Below are 20165 nucleotides of genomic sequence, written 5' to 3' on the forward strand. Positions count from 1 at the left end.
TCCTCAATTATCCAAGCTACGCAATACAGCTACTGTTTCAAGAGCGGATAAAGCGGCTTCAGCGCCTTTATTACCTGCTTTCGTACCTGCACGCTCTATGGCCTGTTCAATGGTATCAACTGTCAAGACACCAAAAGCAACAGGAATACTGAATTCTAACGCTAAAGAACCTAAGCCTTTCACACATTCACCAGCAACATATTCAAAGTGTGGTGTACCACCACGAATAACCGCACCTAATGCGATGATGGCATCAAATTCACCTTTTTTCGCTACTTTTTGCACTACTACTGGGATTTCAACCGCCCCAGGAGCACGAACAATAATAATATCTTCTTTACGGATGCCATGACGCACTAATGTGTCTACCGCCCCTTCAACTAAACTTTCTACAATATAGCTGTTAAAACGACCAACAACCAACGCAAATTTTGCGCCTGGTGCTGCAAAATGGCCTTCGTACACTTTAATGTCTTTCATATTTTCCTCTACCGCATGCGGATCGAATTAAACTCGACTGCCTGCCTTAATTGCCTTCGTATGGAATAAATTCCACCGCTTCTAAATCAAATCCGGTTAATGAGTACTTCATTGGCGAACTCAATAACTTCATTTTTCCAACTCCCAAATCTTTTAGTATCTGAGAACCGGTGCCAACTGTTAAATACATACCAGAACCACTTTTATCAGAGCCTTTTCCACTCGGAGGGTTCAAAGAAGCCGCAAAACGAGCTGCCATGTCAGTTGGCTTATCTATTGTATCCACCAACAACACCACTCCTTCACCTTGCTCGCCAATATATTGCATGGCTTTATGCATAGACCAGCTTTGTTTACTCGCATTAGTAACTGCGCCAGTTAAATCTCTAGCCAAATCAGGAACATGCACACGCACAAAAGTCGGGATATCTGCTTTAGGTTGACCTTTCACAAACGCTAAATGAGACAAACCATGAACCGTGTCACGATAAGTAATCATATTGAACTCACCGGATTCAGTTTGAATAATTTCTTCTGATTCACGCTGGATTGTGGTTTCGTTCAATGTACGATAATGAATAAGATCCGCAATTGTACCAATTTTTAAATCATGTTTCTCGGCAAACTTTTCTAAATCAGGTCGACGTGCCATAGTGCCATCGTCATTCATGATTTCAACGATCACAGAGGCGGCTTCGTACCCTGCCATTCTAGCTAAATCACAACCGGCTTCTGTATGACCTGCACGGCTTAGGACGCCACCAGGACGAGCCATTAATGGAAAAATATGACCCGGTTGAACGATATCTTCTGGTTTTGCATTGGCCATTACCGCACGCTTAACCGTTAACGCTCTGTCTGCGGCAGAAATACCGGTAGTAACACCTTCTGCTGCTTCAATCGACAAAGTAAAATTGGTGGAAAAAGCCGCCCCATTGTTATTTACCATTAAAGGCAGTTTTAATTGCTCACAGCGCTCATTTGTTAGCGTTAAGCAAATTAAACCGCGTGCATGTACCGCCATAAAATTGATCATTTGAGGCGTAATGCATTCTGCTGCAACAATAAGATCGCCCTCATTTTCACGGTCTTCATCATCCATCAAAATAACCATCTTACCTTGACGGATATCACTTAAAATCTCTTCAATTGTATTAATTGCCATAATTTTATCCACTTTAAGCTTAGACACAGTCAATGAAAAACGCTCATTACTCGCCTACTTATAAATTTAGACACCTATAGTAAAGCAAATAGGTCCAGTAGCGACTCTTAGATTATCGTTCGCTTTTCTCTTTTTATCTATTATCCATCGATTTCGTCTTCCATTTCATCTAGATAAAGAGGAACAAAAACGATTCGTAAATCATTACCAACTTGACGAACAGATTGAATTGTTAAATCTACCGCCTCGTCCATAGACTCAATAGGTAGTTGAAATAATGGCCTAGCCAAAGAGCCCATTAGTTTTGGCGCCATATAAACCACAACTTCATCAACTAAACCTTGCTGCAAAAAACTCCCAGCTAATTCTGAGCCTGTTTCAACTAAAACTTCATTAATGCCTTGATCTGCCAATTGCTCCATCACATGGATCAAATCAATACGGCCATCTTCACCACGATCTACAAATGAAACTTGCACGCCTTTTTTTGATAAAGTAAGCCAATGCTCTTCTTCAATTTCTTCTTTTATTGAAAATATTTCTACTTGATGGGTCGGGTAAAGAATTTTCGATTCAGGAGTAATCGAAAGTGCCGTATCCATCACAATACGCTTTGGTTGGCGTACTGTTTTAGGGTCAACTTCATTGTCTTGAGAGTCTATGCGAACCGTCATACTAGGATCATCCGCTAATACTGAGCCAATGCCTGTAATAATAGCGTCGCTCTTCGCTCGTAAACGTTGCACATCCATACGTGCATCCGGTCCTGTTATCCATTTGCTTTCTCCGGATTCCATAGCCGTTCGACCATCTAAACTCATCGCCATTTTAAGTCGAACAAAAGGTAGCCCTTCTTGCATACGTTTAATGAAACCAGGATTTAATTGTGCGCATTCAAGCTCTAGAACAGGACCTATTACTTCAATTCCTGCCGCCTTAAGCTTATTCAAACCATTACCAGCCACTTCTGGATTAGGATCTTGCATACCAAAAACAACCGTTTTCACCTTTGCTTTTATCAAGGCTTCGGCACAAGGGCCTGTTTTCCCTTGATGACTACAGGGTTCAAGTGTCACATAGGCCGTTGCACCAGTAGGATCTACCTCCGTCGAATTAAGGGCATTAATCTCAGCGTGGGCTTCTCCTGCTTTAAGATGAAAGCCTTCACCGATTTTTTGTGCCTCTTTTACTAGGACACAACCCACTCTTGGATTAGGGTGCGTTGTGTATAATCCTTTACGAGCGAGTTGGCAGGCTTGAGCCATCCAAAATTCATGTGACTGAAGCATTATCTTGTTTCCTTTGATGCAAGCAATTTATTTTTTTCACTTTTCTCTAGGCGCTCAATTTCATCACGAAATTCGCTAATATCTTTAAAACTACGATAAACAGAAGCAAAGCGTACATAAGCAACTTGATCTAACGATTGCAGTTCATCCATTACCGCCTCACCTAACCACATAGACGGCAATTCTCGCTCACCGGTTGCTTGCATTTTTTCTTTAATTCGGGAGATAGAGGTTTCAATTTCCTCCATGCTTACAGGGCGTTTTTCAATTGACTTAAGAATACCATTGCGCATTTTTTCTTCATCAAATGGCACTCGACTACCATCGCTTTTTATTAAACGAGGCATCTGTAGTTCAGCGACTTCAAAACTTGTAAAACGTTCATTACAGACATTACAAGTGCGTCTACGACGAACTTGAGCGCCTTCCGAAACTAGACGTGAGTCGACAACTTTGGTGTCGTGTGCTCCACAGAAAGGGCATCTCATATTGATTCCAAAAGCCTATCTAAAAAGAATGATTTCCTATTTTAATAACAGGATATTTCAACTTGCAAATGATACCAATCCGACACTAATATAGCTACCTCTCATGCTCCTTAAGGGCCTTCTTAGGACGCTACTTTAGCAAGGATTCTACATGACATTTGTTGAGTTATCCGGTCTAGTTGCTGCTCTATGCTGGACACTATCCAGCCTCATGGCACCAAAGCTCATCACCACATTTGGGGTAATGCGCTTTAATACCTTTCGCATAATCATTGCGGCCTTTATTTTATTATTCGTTAGCATGATAGGTAACCGCTTTGACGAAGCCATTTGGACTCACTCCGGTTATTTAGTTTTATCTGGTTTAACGGGGATTTTTATTGGTGACTCATTACTTTTTGCCGCTGTTTCACGCTTAGGCCCTAGAAGAACGGGGGTCTTATTCGCAACCAACGCCCCCATTTCCATTTTCCTTGGCTGGCTTCTCTTAAATGAGAGCTTATCCTTAATCGAGCTGTTTGCATGCACTCTTGTATTGATTGGGGTCATTGTCGCCATCCTTTTTGGTAAACGAAAAGCACAAGAACATTCATGGGAAGAAACGAAGGGAAAACTCTATATCGGTATTTTAATGGCATTAGGTGGCGCGTTGGGTCAAGCATCTGGAGCGTTATTAAGTAAACCGGCATTATTAGCCGGTGCAGATACCATAGCCGTTTCCGCAATTCGAGTAAGTGTGGGAGCCATCGCCCTGACCCTTGCTTATAACTTATACTATAAGAGACACTCCTCTTTGGCCGACACTTTTACTTTTCGATCGACACCATTGATTGAATACGGTCGCTTAGTACTCATGGCTTGTATAGGTATGGTCATCGGCATGAGCGTTTTAGTATGGGGCATAGGTAAAGGGAACGTTGGCATCGTCACCACGCTATCAGCGACCACCCCAGTGTTAATTCTACCAGCCATTTGGTTAACCACAGGCCAGAGACCAGCCTTTGGCGCTTGGATTGGCGCTTTACTTGTCGTTGTAGGTGCCTCAATGATTATACTGTTGTAAATTCATGTCTTTTTTAACGTTCTCAACAAGGAGTATATTTTTCCCTTTTCTCCCTTGTGTTATCCTGTAATGACTATTGTTTTAGATATTTATTTCTTTATATTCGATACCTAAATACAGTCCTATTAACCTAAAAAAGCATTATTTCATATGGCTCAATTCGTATATAGCATGAATCGCGTTGGGAAAGTTGTCCCGCCGAAGCGCGAAATATTAAAAGACATCTCTCTTTCATTTTTTCCAGGTGCCAAAATTGGTGTTCTCGGTCTCAACGGTTCTGGTAAATCGACTTTACTAAGAATTATGGCAGGCGTAGACACGGAACATAATGGTGAAGCTCGCCCGATGCCGGGAATTAAAATCGGCTACTTAGAACAAGAACCTCACCTTGACCCAACGAAGAACGTGCGCGGCATTGTAGAAGAAGCCTTTACTGACGTTATCGAAGCCATGACGCGTTTGGATGCAGTTTACGCTGAATATGCTGAGCCAGATGCAGATTTCGATGCGCTAGCAAAAGAGCAAGGTCAACTTGAAGCCTTGATCGAAGCCAAAGAGGGTCACAACCTAGAGCGCGCGCTTGAAGTCGCAGCCGATGCACTTCGTCTTCCACCTTGGGAAGCAAGCGTTGAGCACCTTTCCGGTGGTGAACGTCGCCGTGTTGCCCTTTGTCGTCTATTGCTAAACAAGCCAGACATGATCCTTCTCGACGAGCCGACTAACCATTTGGATGCGGAATCCGTGGCTTGGCTAGAACGCTTCTTGAAAGATTACCCTGGCACTGTTGTGGCTATCACCCATGACCGTTACTTCCTAGACAACGCAGCAGGCTGGATTCTGGAACTTGACCGTGGTCACGGCATTCCATACGAAGGTAACTACTCTTCTTGGTTAGAGCAAAAAGACGCTCGACTACAAACAGAAGCGAAACAACAAGCCTCTCACCAAAAAGCCATTAAATCGGAACTTGAGTGGGTTCGCCAAAACGCTAAAGGCCGTCAGTCTAAATCCAAAGCTCGTTTAGCTCGATTCGAAGAGATGAACTCTCAAGAATTCCAAGACCGTAACGAAACTAACGAGTTGTATATTCCACCAGGACCACGTCTTGGTTCGAAAGTCATCGAAATCGAAGGCGTGAGCAAAAGCTTCGAACACAAGATGCTGCTAGAAGACTTCAACATGGTGGTACCGCAAGGCGCAATCGTGGGTGTCGTTGGTGGTAACGGTGCTGGTAAATCAACTCTATTTAAAATGATTGCGGGTACCGAACAACCAGATACTGGGACTGTCACAATTGGTGAAACTGTACAATTAGCGTATGTCGATCAAATGCGTGAACTGGATGGTGATAAAACCGTTTTCGAAGAAATTGCTGACGGCCAAGACATGATCACGGTAAACAACTATAAAGTCCCTTCTCGTGCCTATATCGGTCGCTTTAACTTTAAAGGCTCCGATCAACAAAAATTGGTTAAGCATTTGTCTGGTGGTGAGCGTAACCGTTTGCACCTTGCGAAATTACTTAAAGAAGGCGGCAACGTATTACTACTGGATGAGCCAACCAACGACCTTGATGTGGAAACTTTACGAGCACTAGAAGACGCATTACTTGCTTTCCCTGGCGCTGCGATTGTTATTTCCCATGACCGTTGGTTCCTTGACCGTATCGCAACACATATTCTAGCGTACGAAGGCGATTCAAAAGCGGTGTTCTTCGAAGGTAACTACGCCGAATACGAAGCCGACTACAAACAACGTACCGGCAACGACGCCACACCAACTCGTATCAAATACAAACGTATTGATGCGTAATTCCTCTTAGTAGGATTAGTTGGTAACAAAAAGCCCGCATAACTTGCATTATGCGGGCTTTTTTATAACTAAGACAACTTATTTAATCATGCAGCTTTCTTTGCTATTCCCTTTATCAAAATATTCTTGGAATACTTTTGGGGTACGACCACGACCAGTCCACTCATACACTTCACCTTCAACTTCAAGGCGGTATTTAGGATCAACGGTTCTACCTTTGGTCACTGTGGCTCTTGGAGTAGAAAGCATGGCAATCTCTTCCATTGTTAGCCCACTGTCAGCAATCAACTGTGCAATCTTGCCTGCTGCCGCTGCTTTTTCAGCTTCTTGTTCTGCTACTAATGCTTCTTCTTCTTTTAGTTTTACTAATGCATTATTAAAACCCGCAATTAAATTTTCTAATTGAGGAATCGTTAGCTCTTTTGCGGCCGCTCGCGCTTTTGCTTTATTTCCAGCAAGTTCAAGTAATAAATTCATACAAAACCTCTATACATTTCATAAATGGAACGTTTTAAAACAACGCGCTTTACTTCCCTTAGTAAGTTCACCGTTCATTAAGTCCGTTTATCTGCTCAAAGTCAGGTACAATGACAGGGAAAATAGTGTGGTAATCATTCACGTATTTAAGTAACTTTTTACTCGCTCAGATATAATTTTAAGAAACATATTGAAACTTATAAAAAACATACACGAAGTAATTATATCTTACTTTATTTTCTTTATGTGATTTTAATAAATTATTAACAAAATATCTAACGAACTTTCTATAAGTATTGCCATAAATGTGTAAGGAATGTGATTATATATGTCTAACATCCTAAAAAAACTCATTTCAGAGTTTTCTATATCTCAAAGCGCCGTAGAAAAAACAATCGACCTGTTTAAAAATGGGTCAACTGTCCCTTTTGTTGCCCGTTATAGAAAAGAAATAACAGAAGGCATGAACGACATTCAATTACGCGACTTCTATGATAGGTGGCAATATTTGGAAGATTTTGAACACAGACAAGCCTTTATATTAAATAACCTATCTGAACAAAAGAAGCTATCTAGCGAACTTCACAAAGCCATATTAGAATCTGAAACAAAAAGTCAGCTTGAAGAATTGTATTCTCCTTATAAATCATCAAAAGTAAGTAAGGCCGATATTGCTCGTCAAAAAGGCCTAGCACCTCTAGCGGAACTTAGTTGGCAGCAATGGGATACTTTTCATCCTAAAAACGTTCAACTATGGTGTTCAAATAATCAACTAAAAATCTCCACAGAAGACGCCTATTCTGGCGTTATGGATATTTTATGCGAGTCCTTAAGCCTACATATTCCTTTAATAGCAGAAATAAGAAAAAATCTATTAGATCAAGGCGTTATAAAAAGTAGAGTTATTCGAGGCAAAAAAGAGGTTGGAGAGAAGTTTCAAGATTATTTTGATTTCAGTGAATCAATAAAAAGAATGTCTCCTCACCGAATGATGGCTCTCTTGAGAGGCAAGAAAGAAAACATCCTAAGAATAAGCATTTCATTTGATACAGAAGAAAATATTTTTCCATTCTTTTTACTCAAAGATCTAGCAATCATTCAATTATATGAAAGCAACCAAACTATAACAAAACTCTCTGCATTTAAAAAAGAAGTTTTAGAAAAGGCTTGGCTAGAAAAAATCTTACCTAAATTGGAAAGCGACATATTATCAGAATTAAAAAACAATGCGGAATCGAAAGCGATTGAAGTCTTTGCAAACAACCTATCGGATTTATTGATGGCGCCACCAGCAGGGCAAAAGGCAATATTAGGTGTTGACCCAGGGTTTCGCAATGGAGTAAAAATTGCAGCGGTTACTAATAAAGGACTGTGTAGTGATCATGCTGTGATATACCCACACCCTCCACAGAATAAAATCGATCAAGCCAATAAAACATTATTACAATTAATTAAAAATAATAATATTGAACTCATTGCAATTGGCAATGGCACGGCCTCAAGAGAAACCGATCTATTAATAAAAAAATTGATTAAAGAAAATAACCTAAGCTGCCAATCCGTTATTATTAGTGAAGCAGGCGCTTCAGTTTATTCCGCTTCTGCTATCGCCTCAGAGGAATTTCCTGACCTTGATGTAACTATCCGAGGGGCCATATCCATCGCTCGAAGACTACAGGACCCACTCGCTGAACTAGTCAAAATAGAACCGCAAGCTATCGGAGTTGGACAATACCAACACGACCTTAAAAACAGTGCACTTATACACGCCCTTAAAGCCGTTGTAGAGGATTGCGTTAATAGGGTTGGAGTGAACCTGAACTTAGCCTCATCAAGCTTGTTAAGCTTTGTATCGGGATTAACCCCTAGGTTAGCAGAGAACATAGTGCATCATCGAAATAAAGAAGGGGCATTTCGCTCCCGTTACGACTTAAAAAAAGTGTCCGGTATTGGCGATAAATGTTTCGAACAATGTGCAGGATTTTTAAGACTGCCTTCTTCAACGTATGCCCTTGACGCATCTGGCGTTCACCCAGAATCTTATGCTTTAGTTGAAAATATGGCGAAAAGCCTACGCACTTCCGTGGACAAGCTAATAGAAAATACGCCGCTTATTACTGAGGTGAAGCAACAAAGAGCGCTTTTTCCTGAGATAGATGACTATACATTTAGCGATGTCCTGACAGAACTTGAAAAGCCAGGACACGACCCTAGACCTAAATTCACTTATGCGACGTTTAGACAAGATATTCATTCAATGGAAGATCTAAAACCAGAAATGGTACTCGAGGGAACGGTCACTAATGTGGCGGCATTTGGTGCATTCGTAGATATTGGTGTACACCAAGATGGACTTATCCATATTTCTCAACTTTCTGATCGGTTTGTAAAAGATCCAAGAGAGCTAGTAAGAGTAGGGCAAGTAGTAAAGGTCTCTGTGTTAGAAGTAGATGTAAAGCGAAAACGAATCAGCCTCAAGGCATTTGGTTTGTAGCAACTAATAAAAAACCTCAAAAAACGCCTTTAGGTCTCTATTTTGTAAAGTTTAAGAGACCTAAAAGGAGATGATTACAACGACTTAGAATGAATTGACTAAAGCGCTGAGATTGACGCTTTGGTTTTTTCAAGAGCCTGTTGCCCGGCTTCTCCCATAGCTTGACCACCAGCGGTAAAGGTTTCTACCAAGTTTATCCCTAGGAAAGATAAAAAGGTTTTAATATAAGGCATCTGATGATCATAAGGTGTGCCTTCTAAAAAGCTACCACTGCTTGTAAACACGTACGCCTCATTAGACAATAAGCCAACAGGACCCGTTTCTGTGTATTTGAAGGTTTCACCGGCGCGAGAAATATAATCAAAATAGCTTTTTAGAGTAGATGGAATGGAAAAGTTATAAATAGGAGCACTGATTGCAATAACATCTGCACTCTTTAATTCTTTTATCAGTGTATCACCGACCGCAACAATCGCCTTCTGAGCGTCGCTTCGTTGCTCTTCTGGAGTAAAAAGAGAGCCTAATACCTCATGAGTGTAATGGGGCAAAGGGTTCGCATCAACATCACGAGCGATGACCTTCCCTGATGGGTTCTTCTGTAGCCAGTTAGCAACAAATTCATCCAACAATTGACGTGACGTGGAGTTTTGGCCTGATGCACTGGAATCGATTCGAAGTAATGTTTTCATTTTGTCTTCCTCAATATAAAAAGAATGGTTTCAACGGAATAAAAACATCATAACGTCTAATTATCTGATCTAATAGCGTAAAATTTAGCAGATAATGATCGAAAAATACGATACTTTATCAAAGAGAAAAGGAGACAAAACATGTCAAAAGCCCCAAGAGTCACATTAGAGCAATGGCGAGTATTGCAAGCCGTTGTCGATCACGGCGGTTTTGCACAAGCCGCCGAGGCGCTTCATAAAAGCCAATCATCGATAAGCTATACCGTTGCCAAACTCCAAGAACAACTCGGCTTTCCACTATTAGTGATTGAAGGCCGTAAAGCGCAATTGACGGATAGGGGCAATGTTTTGGTAAAACGTTCACGACATTTATTAAAAGAAGCGATTGACTTAGAGTCATTAGCACATACTTTAGGGAAAGGTTGGGAACCCGAAATTGAGCTCGTCGTTGATGCCGCTTTTCCAACTTTCCCACTGCTAAAAGCCTTGAAACGTTTTGAACCTCAAAGCCAAGGCACTCTTGTTGAATTAAAAGAAACGGTATTAGGAGGTGCGGAAGAAGCGCTCCTAACAGGGACTCCAGACCTGGTCATTAGCCCATTCGTTCCTACCGGTTACCTAGCCGATTCCATCATAGAAGTCAGCTTTTTAGCTGTCGCCGCACCAAATCACCCACTATTTACAGAAATGGAGCTGATTACCAATGAACGTCTATCCAATGAGTTACAGATCGTCATTCGAGATTCATCCAAAGAAAATAAAAAAGACGCAGGATGGCTAGGCTCAGAGCGACGTTGGACAGTATCAAGTCTGCAGTCCGCGTTAGAAATTGTCATCAGCGGGATCGGTTTTGCTTGGTTACCAACATCTGAGATCAGCAAACAACTAGAAAGTGGTCATTTAAAAGCCTTACCCTTGGTATCTGGGGCTTATAAGTCAGTCAATCTGTTTGCTATTTTTGGAAAAGGGGAAAGAACTGGGCCAGCCACACAACTGTTTTTAGACATATTACAAACAGAATCAGCACCTTGCCCTACGTCTAAAGAAATCGAAAAGCAATTAAAGCTAACATCAAGCTATCTATATAAATAACTTGATGTTGCATTTATTTGGAGGTCAAAAAATCTTATTTTTTGGCGTAAATAAGATCCCAAACACCATGACCTAAACGCTCACCTCGTTGCTCAAACTTGGTTAATGGACGCCAATCCGGTCGAGAATGGTATGCATTTTTACCTGCGACATTGTTATATAACGTTTGCGCTTCCATTACCTCCATCATATGTTCTGCATAGGGCTCCCAATCTGTTGCCATATGGAATGTTCCTGCAGGTTTTAAGATTTGGGCAATTTTTTCCGCAAAGCTTGCTTGTACAATACGACGCTTGTTATGACGTTTTTTATGCCAAGGATCAGGGAAGAAGAGTTGGAATGTCGCCACAGAGTCATTTGGAATACACTTAGCCATTACTTCGATAGCGTCATCACAGAATACTCGAATATTTTTCACACCCGCTTCATCAGCCAACATCATCAGTTTAGCAACCCCTGGAGGGTGAACTTCAATACCAATAAAGTCTTTTTCAGGCGCATTTTTAGCCATTTCAACAAGGGAACCACCCATGCCAAAACCGACTTCAACAACAATATCAGACTCTCTACCAAAAACCTCTTGATAGCTTAATAGCCCATCTTCAAGGTTTAAGCCGTAGAAAGACCAATTAGCGTCATACGCTTTCTGCTGACCTTCTGTCATACGGCCACTGCGTACAACAAAGCTTCTAATGGTGCGTATTTTTGGTGTATTTTCTAGTTCGTTTGGATTATCTGACATGCTCTAATTCGTTCAGTAATTAAGTAAGGGGAAGTTTTATGGTGGGATATGCTACCCGAAAAGTCAGATTATGTCCTGTAAGCAAAGCAGGAAAACACAAAAATCAACCAGCCCCACCCCAAAAGAAATAAAAAGCCTCCAACAGGTGTCACCACCCCAAGTGCTGTCATACCTGAAAGTGCCATAATAAACAAACTACCAGAGAAGAATACACTGCCTATGAGAAAGGACCATAAGGCCACTCGGACACTAGAAAATTGTTCTAAGAACATAGATGCAATACATCCAGCCAATGCATGATACATCATATACTGACAACCAGTGTGCCACCAAGATAGGGACTTTTCATTCACCATGGTTTGCAATGCATGGGCACCAAAAGCACCAAAAGCTACCGCTAGAAAAGCCATCAAAGCAAATACAGCAAGCCAAATGCTCTGCGACTTGGAAATGTGTAAAGAGTGTGGAGCAGGAAGAGAGATTGGTTTTTTTTCGGGGCTAGTCATTATTGAAATACATTCAGTTTGCCATTACTGCCAATTGCGTAATAGCTTGCATCCGTACCAAATGCTAACGCCAATACCGAGGAGCCAGTAGGTCGTAAGACATCTTTCAACTCAAGAGACCATTCTTTCAGTACGTCTCCACTTGCTAAACTGATAAGCTTAACGTCAGGGCTGATTCCACCCGTAAGAAGATAGCGATTATCAACAGAAAAAACGGCTTTACTGATCGTTACCTTGCGAGAATTTAATTGACCTGTTGCAATATCCAATAACTCTTCGCCAGTCTCTGTAGACCATACTTTAGCATTGCCTAACTGAGCAGAAGCAAACGCATAACGACCATCCGCCGACAAGGTTACCGCTGCGATTCGATTACTTAGCTTCCATTGATGTTTAATCAAGCCATTCTCTGAATCCCACAAAATCACTTGATACTTGTCATCACCCGTTATAGCTAAACGTCCGCTATCATCAACATCAACACTTCTAACAATTGATCCAGTCCGAAAAGTTTGTTTAATACCACCGTTTTTCACATCAAAATAACGAGCAGTTTCGTCATCTAGACCGACAATGGCATAATCACCATTACGAGTCAGTTTTGTTGAACGAATATCTCCAGGTGTCGTCCAAAAACCTTCGGATTGTCCTGTCGATGTATTCCAAAGCACCATAGTTCGGGCACTACCTGTCAAGGCATAGCGTCCAGAAGGATCAATATCGACACTGATTAAAGAGGTATACTCTCCTTGTGCATGATTCCAATTAAACCGCCTTTCCGTTAGTTTATTGTTCCAATAGCTACCACCATGCTGAATAGAGCCCACTAACGCGCTTTCACCATCTGAGCTTAAAGCAGCAGAATACAGTCCTTGAGTCGCCAGTTCAGCGGTTTTCGAAGGACCTTCAGCGGAGCAAGCAAGTAACAAAAAACTTACCGAAAGAGAAAGCGCAAATTTAAGCACTTTGCTCATTATGCGCCTCATGCAACTCTTTAATTAATAAGTCTTCTAAACTAAAACGATCGACCATCATGACACTCAGCGTTTGTAATGCAAAAGGCAGCTCTGTAAGCATGTCATTACAATGCTCTTTAGTATCGAATTTATCATTAAACTCAACAACAAACTCAGTTGTTGCTTGAATTTCTGGCATCAAAGCCGTCAGACGCTGTAATGCACTATCATCACGAAATTCTTTTGCTTCAATAGCCAGTTGTTCATAAATTTCAAAATGCCCTGCAGAAACATAGTCGACAAGTTTCTCAGATACAGACAAAATTAACGGTGTGTCAGTTGGGGTAAATTCTTCCCTTTTTTTCAACTTAACCATGCTTTCAACTAACTCTCGACGTTGCTCTAACCAGCGATCAATCATTATATGAACACCGCCCCAACGCTCTTGTGCAGACTTACAACGTTCCAACATAAGATTGCTCCCTAAAATCAATTATTATCAATAGCATATTCCCATCCTATAGAGGCTGCAAGAGATTCACTAAATCTGTTTACACATTCACAACAATCGCGTTAACTCTGATGGGATTTAACGGCAATTATTATATTAACAACCGCCATTCCAATAAATGCGACCAAAGTCCAACCCGGTATACTTAATCCTAAGAAAGTCCATACGACATCACCACATTCACCTGTTCCCATAATCATCGCCGCCATAATTTCCTGCCATGGAAACACTTCAACCATATAACTTAAACCAGGTAAACAAGCTGGTAACTGCTCCTCAGGTAAACCTTGTAAATATAAGTGACGAATCGATAAGCCAGCACCTAAGATAGAAAGCACCACAATGCCAATAGCGTAATTACGGAACCCTCGTACAGAGTTATGTACAGCCGAAGCGAGAGCAACAATGCCAATTACCAGAAATACAATCCGCTGTAACATACATAGAGGACAGGGCTCTAAACCCATTTCATACTCCATATAAAAAGCAACACCGAGTAATGCAAATGCCGTAAAAGCAATTAACCCATGAAAACGTCTTATAGATAAAATCTGCAACATATCCTGCCTCATACTAAAAAATACTTTACATTCACTCAATCAGAGAAGAGAGATGTAACAAAAAACCTTGATTACTACTGACATAAAGCTTGTTAGGCGGGTAGTATACAAATAATTGGACTTAAAACGAGATACCTTATGAAACAACGTACGATACCTTACATTTTACTGACGTTTATTTTGAGCTTCGTCGCTTTAAATTCCGCTTATGCAGAAGAAGAGGAAGCCGTAAGCCTTCCTGTCTACATTGAGCTGACTCCGGACTTTATTGTTAATTATGGAGCTAAAGGGAACAAGCTTAAATACATCAAAACCGGCATTACGCTAAGAACAAAAACAGAAATGGCCAGCTACATTGAAAGCAATATGCCATTGGTAAGAGATTCAATTGTTATTTTTATGAGTCAGCTTAAAGATGAACAAGTCAAAGGGGCACTAGCTCGAGAGCAAAGTCGAAAGGATGCCTTAGTCGCACTCAACGAAACCTTAAAAGAAGAAACAGGCCAAGAACCCGTCATCGACTTATTATTTTCTAGCTTCGTTACCCAATAGCGTTTCTCTAACTAAGAGTAATACGACAAGCGTCCATAAAAAAAGGAAGCCTCTTCTTGCTTCCTTTTTTTATGGACTTATTAATATGGTCACAATTCAATAATATCGCTCGGATCAACATAACCAGTAACACGGTCTGTAGGCTCATTATTAAAGAACTTATCCATTTGTTCCATGATGTATTTACGTGATTCCGGCATCATCATATTAAGCTGTTTTTCATTGATTAACATGGTTTGCAATGTTTGCCACTCTTGCCAAGCTTGCTTAGAAACAGTCGTAATGATTTCTTGTCCACGGGCACCAGGAAAAGGCGCTCGTTCAAGCGCTTCTAACTCTTTTTGGTATTTTTTACAAAATACAGTATTTGCCATAATCAAAGCCTTTTTAAATAACCTATGGGTAATCCATAAAATAATAAACAATTACCTTATTTAATGCGGCACAAGTTGAGAAAATCAAGCCACTAGGTAACGTATCCAAGCAATTGTAGAAAACACCAGCAAAAGCAACAGAACACTTGGTCGTTTATAAAACAACCATCCCCCTCCAGCCAGCATAACAATAGCATCAAGCGGTCCAAGTATACTGTGTGGCAATACCACTGAAGCAAAAACATAGATCAATAAGCCCACAACAGTGGCATTCAAAGCAACAATGGCCGCATTTACTCTAGGAACCGTTGCAAGTCGCTTCCAATGGTGCACGGCAAACATCATCAATAACAGCCCAGGTAAAAACACACCGATTGTGGCTATGCCTCCTAGAATAACCAAGGAAGACACTCCCCCTGATTCTGCACCAGTAATACCGCCTAAAAAGGTCGCAACGGTAAACATAGGTCCAGGAACAGACTGCGCAAGTGCATAAGCCGCCAAGATGATATCTTCAGGGAATTGATCTAAAGCATTTTGCAATAAAGGTAAGATGACATGTCCTCCTCCAAAAACCAAACTGCCCGCTTGGTAATAATCAAAAAAGACAGTCAAAATGAGAGATGAGAAGCTAACAAAGCTTAGCAGAAACAAGACAATAGCCAATAGCCCAGATACATTAGCAAAACGTACCTCTAAGCGTTCTGCGGCCACCTGTTTTCCCTGAACAGGTAGCAAGCTACCCACTATTCCCATAATAAATAGCAGTATGACGGCCCCATACCCAAACGACCACACAGTTAGAAAGACTACAGAGACCATAGCTATTATGCGGGTAGTCATGTCCTTACAAAATTGCTTCCACATGGAATAACACGCATCAGCGACAACCACTGTCGCCAGCATGGTTAAAGCATGCATCCAGAAAGCTAAAAAAGCATTCGTTTGTAAGTTAATATTCCCCCAGACTAGCAGCAACATCAGACACACGGAAGGTAGGGTAAAACCAATAAAAGCGGCCATGGCGCCACACCACCCCGCTCTATGGTAACCAATAGCGAATCCCACTTGGCTTGAACCAGGCCCTGGCATCACCTGGCTTAACATCACAAATTGCGCATAGCTTTCCTTAGATAACCATTGTCGATTTTCTACAAACTCCTTATGGAAGTACCCTAAATGCGCAGCAGGACCGCCAAAGCTAGTACAGCCAAGTATAAAAAACCGTGTAAACACCTCTAATATCAAAGTCATGGGAGTTGACCCTACCTTTATAGACTTAAATAGCTTCTATTAGATCAAATAAATATGTCAGTTTTATGATCCAGCATTGACTCTGCCATATTAAGGCATGGAGACTAAAATTTGCCTAACAGGAGCAGGTAAACCTAGAGCTAATGCGGCTTCTTTTGAATACCATTGATACTTACCACTCTCAAAAACAGCGCCATCAAAATCGGCTAGAAAGCACATAGGCTGGATCATTAAATGATAGTGACTAAACGTATGTCGAAACGGCTCTAAGCGCTCTTCAGAAGTCAAACGACAATGAAACCGTTGCTCTGTTTCTAAAATAAGCAGATCCTCTGCATTCGATTCAGGCAAGCTCCATAGCCCTCCCCAAATACCAATAGATGGACGCTTCTCTAATAACACTTGCTGTTCAGTATTCTTCATCACCAACATGGATATCGCTTTTGTTGGCTTTTCTTTTTTTACTTTTTTGATAGGAAAATTGGTTGGTAAACCCATTTTCAAGGCCGCACAATCTTCTTTTATAGGACACAATAAGCACTGAGGTTTACTGCGAGTGCATAAAGTAGCCCCTAAATCCATCATGGCCTGAGTATAATCTCCCGGCCTGTCTGCAGGAACATACTGTTCTGCCACATCCCACATCATGGTTTCTGTTTTCTTTTCTCCGGGCCAAGTCGATACCGCATGGAAACGCGCTAACACTCGCTTCACATTGCCATCAAGAATAGCCGCTTGTACGCCTCTAGAAATAGACAAAATAGCCGCCGCGGTAGATCTGCCAATTCCAGAGAGCTCACACACACCTTCTACCGTTAAAGGGAACTCACTATCATATTCATCGACCAGTTTTTTTGCGGCTTTATGTAAATTTCTCGCTCTTGCGTAATATCCCAAACCACTCCAATGGGCAAGAACTTCATCTTCAGATGCTTTCGCAAGATCTTCCACGGTCGGGAAGGAAGTCATAAAACGTTGGTAATAAGGAATCACAGTAGTGACTTGAGTTTGCTGTAACATGATTTCCGAAATCCAAACTCGATAGGGGGTTTTATTTTGTTGCCAAGGTAAATTTTTACGACCATGTAGGTCAAACCAGGATAAGACTCGTTCCGAAAAGTGTTCAGCAGGGATCATTTCACTCTCACAGCAAAAGGGAAGACTCACTTCCCTTTTGCGACTTAGTATTTGAATAGGTTATTTATTTAATAAACAAGGAATTAATCAAACAGACCTTTAAGGCTGTTTTTTAGTTTTTCTTTGGCTTTATCTTCTTCCTCTTTTAGTTTTGCTTTGGCTTTTGCTTTCTCAGCATCGAGCTTTTCTTGAGCTCGTACTTTCTCGGCATCTAACTTTTCCTGAGCACGCGCTTTTTCAGCGGCTAGCTTTTCTTCTGCTCGAGCTTTCTCCGCCTCCAGCTTCACTTTTGCTCTGGCTTTTTCAGCATCCAATTTTGCATTAAGTTCGATTTTTGCAAGATCCGCAAACACCTTACCAAATCCCGCTAAATCAGGGCCACATAAACCAGCGGGATCATCACTAAAGTTACCTTTGCAAACAACAGGAAAAGCCAATTTGGTAAAGGTGTCTTTTACTCGACAGGCATTATCCAGCTCACTACCCGCAAACGCGATATTAGTACGATAGTCTAAAGATTTGTTTGGTAAGGAGATCACACCATCCCCCGTTACTTTCAATGTAACCGCCGCAATCGTTAAGCCCGGGGTTGAGATCTCCCCATCAACGATATGTGCCGGAAAGGTTAATCGTTCAAAGGGGGTATTTTCTCCAAAAGAAGATTTAGCAAGCGACTCATTGCGCGTAACCGCAATCCCTTCACAGACAGCCTTGGTTAGATTCATACCAACCAAAGCGCCGTCATTCACCTCAACCAGCAAATCACCACTTAATGACCCCATCAGACTCTCAATAGAATTGCCTGTAAGATCCAAGTTACCATTAATAAACGTACTACCCGCTATTTTCTCTAACTCCATAAAGTCATTCAATAAAGGTTGGATTTGCACATTCTTCACATCTGGATAAACGCTGATTCTCGGCGTGTTTTGACGAGCATCTAGATTCGCATTCAACATAGCGCTACCAGAGTACAAATTCACATTAAGAGGCTCTAGTTTTACTAATCCATTGGATTGCGTCGACTTAGCGGTGATTGAATCAAGTTTCAAATTCAATACTTTTAGGTTTTCTAACTCAATACTGACACGCCCATTCAACTGTCTAATTAATTCAATAGGAAGCAGTTCGGCCACCTCTGAAGACGTTGGTGCTGGAGTTCCTGAAGGGACTTCTGTTGCCACTTCATCAGACTTTGTTGGCAAATAACGATCAACATCTAATGCGTTACCTTTTACTGATATATCCCAATACAGTGGATCGAGATTCACCTGAGCAGTCGTATTTAACGTGGTTTGATCCAGGTTCAAAGTCAACGGACTAATTTGAATCTTCTTGGATGAGCCTGATACAGCCAATGAGGCAGACACATTCGTCAACGCCGATTCATCACTCATTTCAGGCAACGCAATGGCTAACTTAGCTAGCAAAGTACGTGGATTCATATCCGCCAACTCAAGCGATCCATCAAAAACAGGCTCACTCAATATTTGATAAGCATTGATAGACGTCGAAACCGTCGCTCCCATACTGGTCAACTGAGCTTTTTCGATTAATATATTTTCTTGGGGTAAATCAAAATCAACTTGCTTAACGGTAACGGAAGCAACCAAAGGAGATACGGGTAAAAACGCCGCTTTGGTTTCTGTTTTTAAAGTTAACCCTTCTAAAGAAAACGCTTCTTTTTCTGGAAAGATAGATAAATTTGCACCGAGGGTAATGTTGGATTGTATTTTTTCTTGTCCAGATAAATCGCTTTTCTCTACCGCCACGTTGAGCAACATTGGCCAAGCTTCATCCCAGCGAACATTGTTCAATTCCAGATCAAGCGCGGTTTTTAATAGCATATTATTTTGTTCATCACGATATTGTAGCTGCGCATTCTGAACCAATAATTGATCAAGCTGAATATTGGGTAAAGATAAAGGTTCTGATGGCGATTGAGAGCCATCTGTACTCGTTGAAGGTACATTTTCTACGGCGACATCACTCTCTGTAGCGGCATTACTCCAGTTCGGATTACCTTGTTTATCCACCGATAAATTGGCTTCTAAATCAATAATTTTAACCCTGTCTACTTGAACTGTCTGGTTTAATAAAGGCATGATAGCCAAACCAAATTCCACTTTACCAAACTTCACTAACTCAGACTGAGAACCTAGAGCCACACCGACATCGGCCAGTTCCAACCCTAGCCAAGGGAAAAACGACCAGCTGATATCACCGTCTAATCGTAAAGTGACATTCGCTTGCTTACTCGCAACGTCTTGTAGCTCCTGTTTAAAATCATTAGGGTCAATAAAAACCACAACATAAATAATGGCTACCACGAATAAAGCCACTATGGCTGCAATCCCTAAACCTAACCGCTTCAACCAAACCATGTTATTCTCCACAAATCATTAAACGCATTTTTAAAGGTCTATTACGAAACATACTGGGACCTATTTACTACAATATTTGTTTATTAAAGCATATTGAAAACATCCTCTGCACCCACAAACACAAGAAGAGTTCAAAAGAG

Annotated in this window: 20 protein-coding genes; 5 read left to right on the forward strand and 15 right to left on the reverse strand. The window is 41.2% G+C overall.

The features are described from left to right. Positions 1–3: 3 nt before the first annotated feature. From ribH to nrdR, 4 genes are all read right to left on the reverse strand, one after another. On the reverse strand, positions 4–480 hold the full coding sequence (ribH, locus tag O1D97_RS18520) for a 6,7-dimethyl-8-ribityllumazine synthase (RefSeq protein ID WP_269127680.1): 477 nt from the start codon (positions 478–480) through the stop codon (positions 4–6). Between the two features lie 46 nt (positions 481–526). Then, positions 527–1645: a bifunctional 3,4-dihydroxy-2-butanone-4-phosphate synthase/GTP cyclohydrolase II gene (gene ribBA, locus O1D97_RS18525; protein WP_269127681.1), complete on the reverse strand. Its 1119-nt coding sequence runs from the start codon at positions 1643–1645 to the stop codon at positions 527–529. Positions 1646–1785: 140 nt separating this feature from the next. After that, a complete protein-coding gene (gene ribD, locus O1D97_RS18530; protein WP_269127682.1) occupies positions 1786–2934 on the reverse strand; it encodes a bifunctional diaminohydroxyphosphoribosylaminopyrimidine deaminase/5-amino-6-(5-phosphoribosylamino)uracil reductase RibD in 1149 nt (382 codons plus the stop codon). After that, entirely contained in the window at positions 2934–3422 is a 489-nt protein-coding gene (gene nrdR / locus O1D97_RS18535) for a transcriptional regulator NrdR (protein ID WP_269127683.1), read from the reverse strand. The genes ribD and nrdR overlap by 1 nt, the downstream gene beginning before the upstream one ends. A gap of 151 nt (positions 3423–3573) precedes the next feature. Between nrdR and O1D97_RS18540 the strand changes: the two genes are divergently transcribed. Both O1D97_RS18540 and ettA read left to right on the forward strand, forming a co-directional pair. After that, complete coding sequence (locus O1D97_RS18540; RefSeq protein WP_269127684.1) at positions 3574–4485, forward strand: DMT family transporter; 912 nt, start codon at positions 3574–3576, stop codon at positions 4483–4485. Positions 4486–4635: 150 nt separating this feature from the next. Continuing rightward, positions 4636–6297: an energy-dependent translational throttle protein EttA gene (gene ettA / locus O1D97_RS18545; protein ID WP_269127685.1), complete on the forward strand. Its 1662-nt coding sequence runs from the start codon at positions 4636–4638 to the stop codon at positions 6295–6297. A gap of 78 nt (positions 6298–6375) precedes the next feature. Here ettA and O1D97_RS18550 read toward each other — a convergent pair whose 3' ends face one another. Beyond that, positions 6376–6774 carry an H-NS histone family protein gene (locus tag O1D97_RS18550; protein WP_269127686.1) on the reverse strand — a complete coding sequence of 133 codons (399 nt, stop codon included), beginning with the start codon at positions 6772–6774 and terminating at the stop codon, positions 6376–6378. Positions 6775–7102: 328 nt separating this feature from the next. Between O1D97_RS18550 and O1D97_RS18555 the strand changes: the two genes are divergently transcribed. Beyond that, a complete protein-coding gene (locus O1D97_RS18555; RefSeq protein WP_269127688.1) occupies positions 7103–9268 on the forward strand; it encodes a helix-hairpin-helix domain-containing protein in 2166 nt (721 codons plus the stop codon). 98 nt (positions 9269–9366) lie between these two features. Here O1D97_RS18555 and O1D97_RS18560 read toward each other — a convergent pair whose 3' ends face one another. Next, positions 9367–9957, reverse strand: coding sequence for an FMN-dependent NADH-azoreductase (locus O1D97_RS18560; RefSeq protein WP_269127690.1), 591 nt, complete (start codon positions 9955–9957; stop codon positions 9367–9369). A 141-nt stretch (positions 9958–10098) separates the two neighbouring features. Here O1D97_RS18560 and O1D97_RS18565 point away from each other — a divergent pair, with 141 nt between their 5' ends. Further along, positions 10099–11049 carry a LysR family transcriptional regulator gene (locus O1D97_RS18565; protein ID WP_269127692.1) on the forward strand — a complete coding sequence of 317 codons (951 nt, stop codon included), beginning with the start codon at positions 10099–10101 and terminating at the stop codon, positions 11047–11049. Positions 11050–11083: 34 nt separating this feature from the next. Here the strand turns inward: O1D97_RS18565 and trmB are convergent, their stop codons facing one another. From trmB to O1D97_RS18590, 5 genes are all read right to left on the reverse strand, one after another. Further along, positions 11084–11791 carry a tRNA (guanosine(46)-N7)-methyltransferase TrmB gene (trmB, locus tag O1D97_RS18570; RefSeq protein WP_269127693.1) on the reverse strand — a complete coding sequence of 236 codons (708 nt, stop codon included), beginning with the start codon at positions 11789–11791 and terminating at the stop codon, positions 11084–11086. 68 nt (positions 11792–11859) lie between these two features. Further along, positions 11860–12297 carry a DUF423 domain-containing protein gene (locus tag O1D97_RS18575; protein WP_269127694.1) on the reverse strand — a complete coding sequence of 146 codons (438 nt, stop codon included), beginning with the start codon at positions 12295–12297 and terminating at the stop codon, positions 11860–11862. Then, positions 12297–13271 carry a WD40 repeat domain-containing protein gene (locus O1D97_RS18580; protein ID WP_269127695.1) on the reverse strand — a complete coding sequence of 325 codons (975 nt, stop codon included), beginning with the start codon at positions 13269–13271 and terminating at the stop codon, positions 12297–12299. Before O1D97_RS18580 ends, O1D97_RS18575 begins: the two co-directional genes overlap by 1 nt. Continuing rightward, positions 13255–13725 carry a sigma D regulator gene (gene rsd, locus O1D97_RS18585; RefSeq protein WP_269127696.1) on the reverse strand — a complete coding sequence of 157 codons (471 nt, stop codon included), beginning with the start codon at positions 13723–13725 and terminating at the stop codon, positions 13255–13257. Before rsd ends, O1D97_RS18580 begins: the two co-directional genes overlap by 17 nt. 101 nt (positions 13726–13826) lie before the next feature. After that, positions 13827–14324 carry a disulfide bond formation protein B gene (locus O1D97_RS18590; protein ID WP_269127697.1) on the reverse strand — a complete coding sequence of 166 codons (498 nt, stop codon included), beginning with the start codon at positions 14322–14324 and terminating at the stop codon, positions 13827–13829. Positions 14325–14462: 138 nt separating this feature from the next. On the opposite strand from O1D97_RS18590, the gene O1D97_RS18595 reads away from it, so the two are divergent. Next, on the forward strand, positions 14463–14876 hold the full coding sequence (locus tag O1D97_RS18595; RefSeq protein WP_269127698.1) for a flagellar basal body-associated FliL family protein: 414 nt from the start codon (positions 14463–14465) through the stop codon (positions 14874–14876). 89 nt (positions 14877–14965) lie between these two features. Here the strand turns inward: O1D97_RS18595 and O1D97_RS18600 are convergent, their stop codons facing one another. The 4 genes from O1D97_RS18600 to O1D97_RS18615 all read right to left on the reverse strand — a co-directional run bounded on the left by O1D97_RS18600 (position 14966) and on the right by O1D97_RS18615 (position 20025). Next, positions 14966–15250, reverse strand: coding sequence for an oxidative damage protection protein (locus tag O1D97_RS18600; protein WP_269127699.1), 285 nt, complete (start codon positions 15248–15250; stop codon positions 14966–14968). A gap of 84 nt (positions 15251–15334) precedes the next feature. After that, positions 15335–16504, reverse strand: a complete 1170-nt coding sequence (gene chrA, locus O1D97_RS18605; RefSeq protein WP_269127700.1) for a chromate efflux transporter — start codon at positions 16502–16504, stop codon at positions 15335–15337. A gap of 90 nt (positions 16505–16594) precedes the next feature. Beyond that, positions 16595–17641 carry an A/G-specific adenine glycosylase gene (mutY, locus tag O1D97_RS18610; RefSeq protein ID WP_269127701.1) on the reverse strand — a complete coding sequence of 349 codons (1047 nt, stop codon included), beginning with the start codon at positions 17639–17641 and terminating at the stop codon, positions 16595–16597. A gap of 83 nt (positions 17642–17724) precedes the next feature. Continuing rightward, positions 17725–20025: an AsmA family protein gene (locus tag O1D97_RS18615; RefSeq protein ID WP_269127702.1), complete on the reverse strand. Its 2301-nt coding sequence runs from the start codon at positions 20023–20025 to the stop codon at positions 17725–17727. Positions 20026–20165 lie beyond the last annotated feature (140 nt).

The sequence above is a fragment of the Marinomonas phaeophyticola genome (assembly GCF_026966905.1).
Taxonomy (GTDB): Bacteria; Pseudomonadota; Gammaproteobacteria; order Pseudomonadales; family Marinomonadaceae; genus Marinomonas; species Marinomonas phaeophyticola.

Bases quoted from the DNA above. Each gene is read 5' to 3' on its own strand.
- ribH (WP_269127680.1), bottom strand. From the start codon at position 480: ATGAAAGACATTAAAGTGTACGAAGGCCATTTTGCAGCACCAGGCGCA.
- ribBA (WP_269127681.1), bottom strand. From the start codon at position 1,645: ATGGCAATTAATACAATTGAAGAGATTTTAAGTGATATCCGTCAAGGT.
- ribD (WP_269127682.1), bottom strand. From the start codon at position 2,934: ATGCTTCAGTCACATGAATTTTGGATGGCTCAAGCCTGCCAACTCGCT.
- nrdR (WP_269127683.1), bottom strand. From the start codon at position 3,422: ATGAGATGCCCTTTCTGTGGAGCACACGACACCAAAGTTGTCGACTCA.
- O1D97_RS18540 (WP_269127684.1), top strand. From the start codon at position 3,574: ATGACATTTGTTGAGTTATCCGGTCTAGTTGCTGCTCTATGCTGGACA.
- ettA (WP_269127685.1), top strand. From the start codon at position 4,636: ATGGCTCAATTCGTATATAGCATGAATCGCGTTGGGAAAGTTGTCCCG.
- O1D97_RS18550 (WP_269127686.1), bottom strand. From the start codon at position 6,774: ATGAATTTATTACTTGAACTTGCTGGAAATAAAGCAAAAGCGCGAGCG.
- O1D97_RS18555 (WP_269127688.1), top strand. From the start codon at position 7,103: ATGTCTAACATCCTAAAAAAACTCATTTCAGAGTTTTCTATATCTCAA.
- O1D97_RS18560 (WP_269127690.1), bottom strand. From the start codon at position 9,957: ATGAAAACATTACTTCGAATCGATTCCAGTGCATCAGGCCAAAACTCC.
- O1D97_RS18565 (WP_269127692.1), top strand. From the start codon at position 10,099: ATGTCAAAAGCCCCAAGAGTCACATTAGAGCAATGGCGAGTATTGCAA.
- trmB (WP_269127693.1), bottom strand. From the start codon at position 11,791: ATGTCAGATAATCCAAACGAACTAGAAAATACACCAAAAATACGCACC.
- O1D97_RS18575 (WP_269127694.1), bottom strand. From the start codon at position 12,297: ATGACTAGCCCCGAAAAAAAACCAATCTCTCTTCCTGCTCCACACTCT.
- O1D97_RS18580 (WP_269127695.1), bottom strand. From the start codon at position 13,271: ATGAGCAAAGTGCTTAAATTTGCGCTTTCTCTTTCGGTAAGTTTTTTG.
- rsd (WP_269127696.1), bottom strand. From the start codon at position 13,725: ATGTTGGAACGTTGTAAGTCTGCACAAGAGCGTTGGGGCGGTGTTCAT.
- O1D97_RS18590 (WP_269127697.1), bottom strand. From the start codon at position 14,324: ATGTTGCAGATTTTATCTATAAGACGTTTTCATGGGTTAATTGCTTTT.
- O1D97_RS18595 (WP_269127698.1), top strand. From the start codon at position 14,463: ATGAAACAACGTACGATACCTTACATTTTACTGACGTTTATTTTGAGC.
- O1D97_RS18600 (WP_269127699.1), bottom strand. From the start codon at position 15,250: ATGGCAAATACTGTATTTTGTAAAAAATACCAAAAAGAGTTAGAAGCG.
- chrA (WP_269127700.1), bottom strand. From the start codon at position 16,504: ATGACTTTGATATTAGAGGTGTTTACACGGTTTTTTATACTTGGCTGT.
- mutY (WP_269127701.1), bottom strand. From the start codon at position 17,641: ATGATCCCTGCTGAACACTTTTCGGAACGAGTCTTATCCTGGTTTGAC.
- O1D97_RS18615 (WP_269127702.1), bottom strand. From the start codon at position 20,025: ATGGTTTGGTTGAAGCGGTTAGGTTTAGGGATTGCAGCCATAGTGGCT.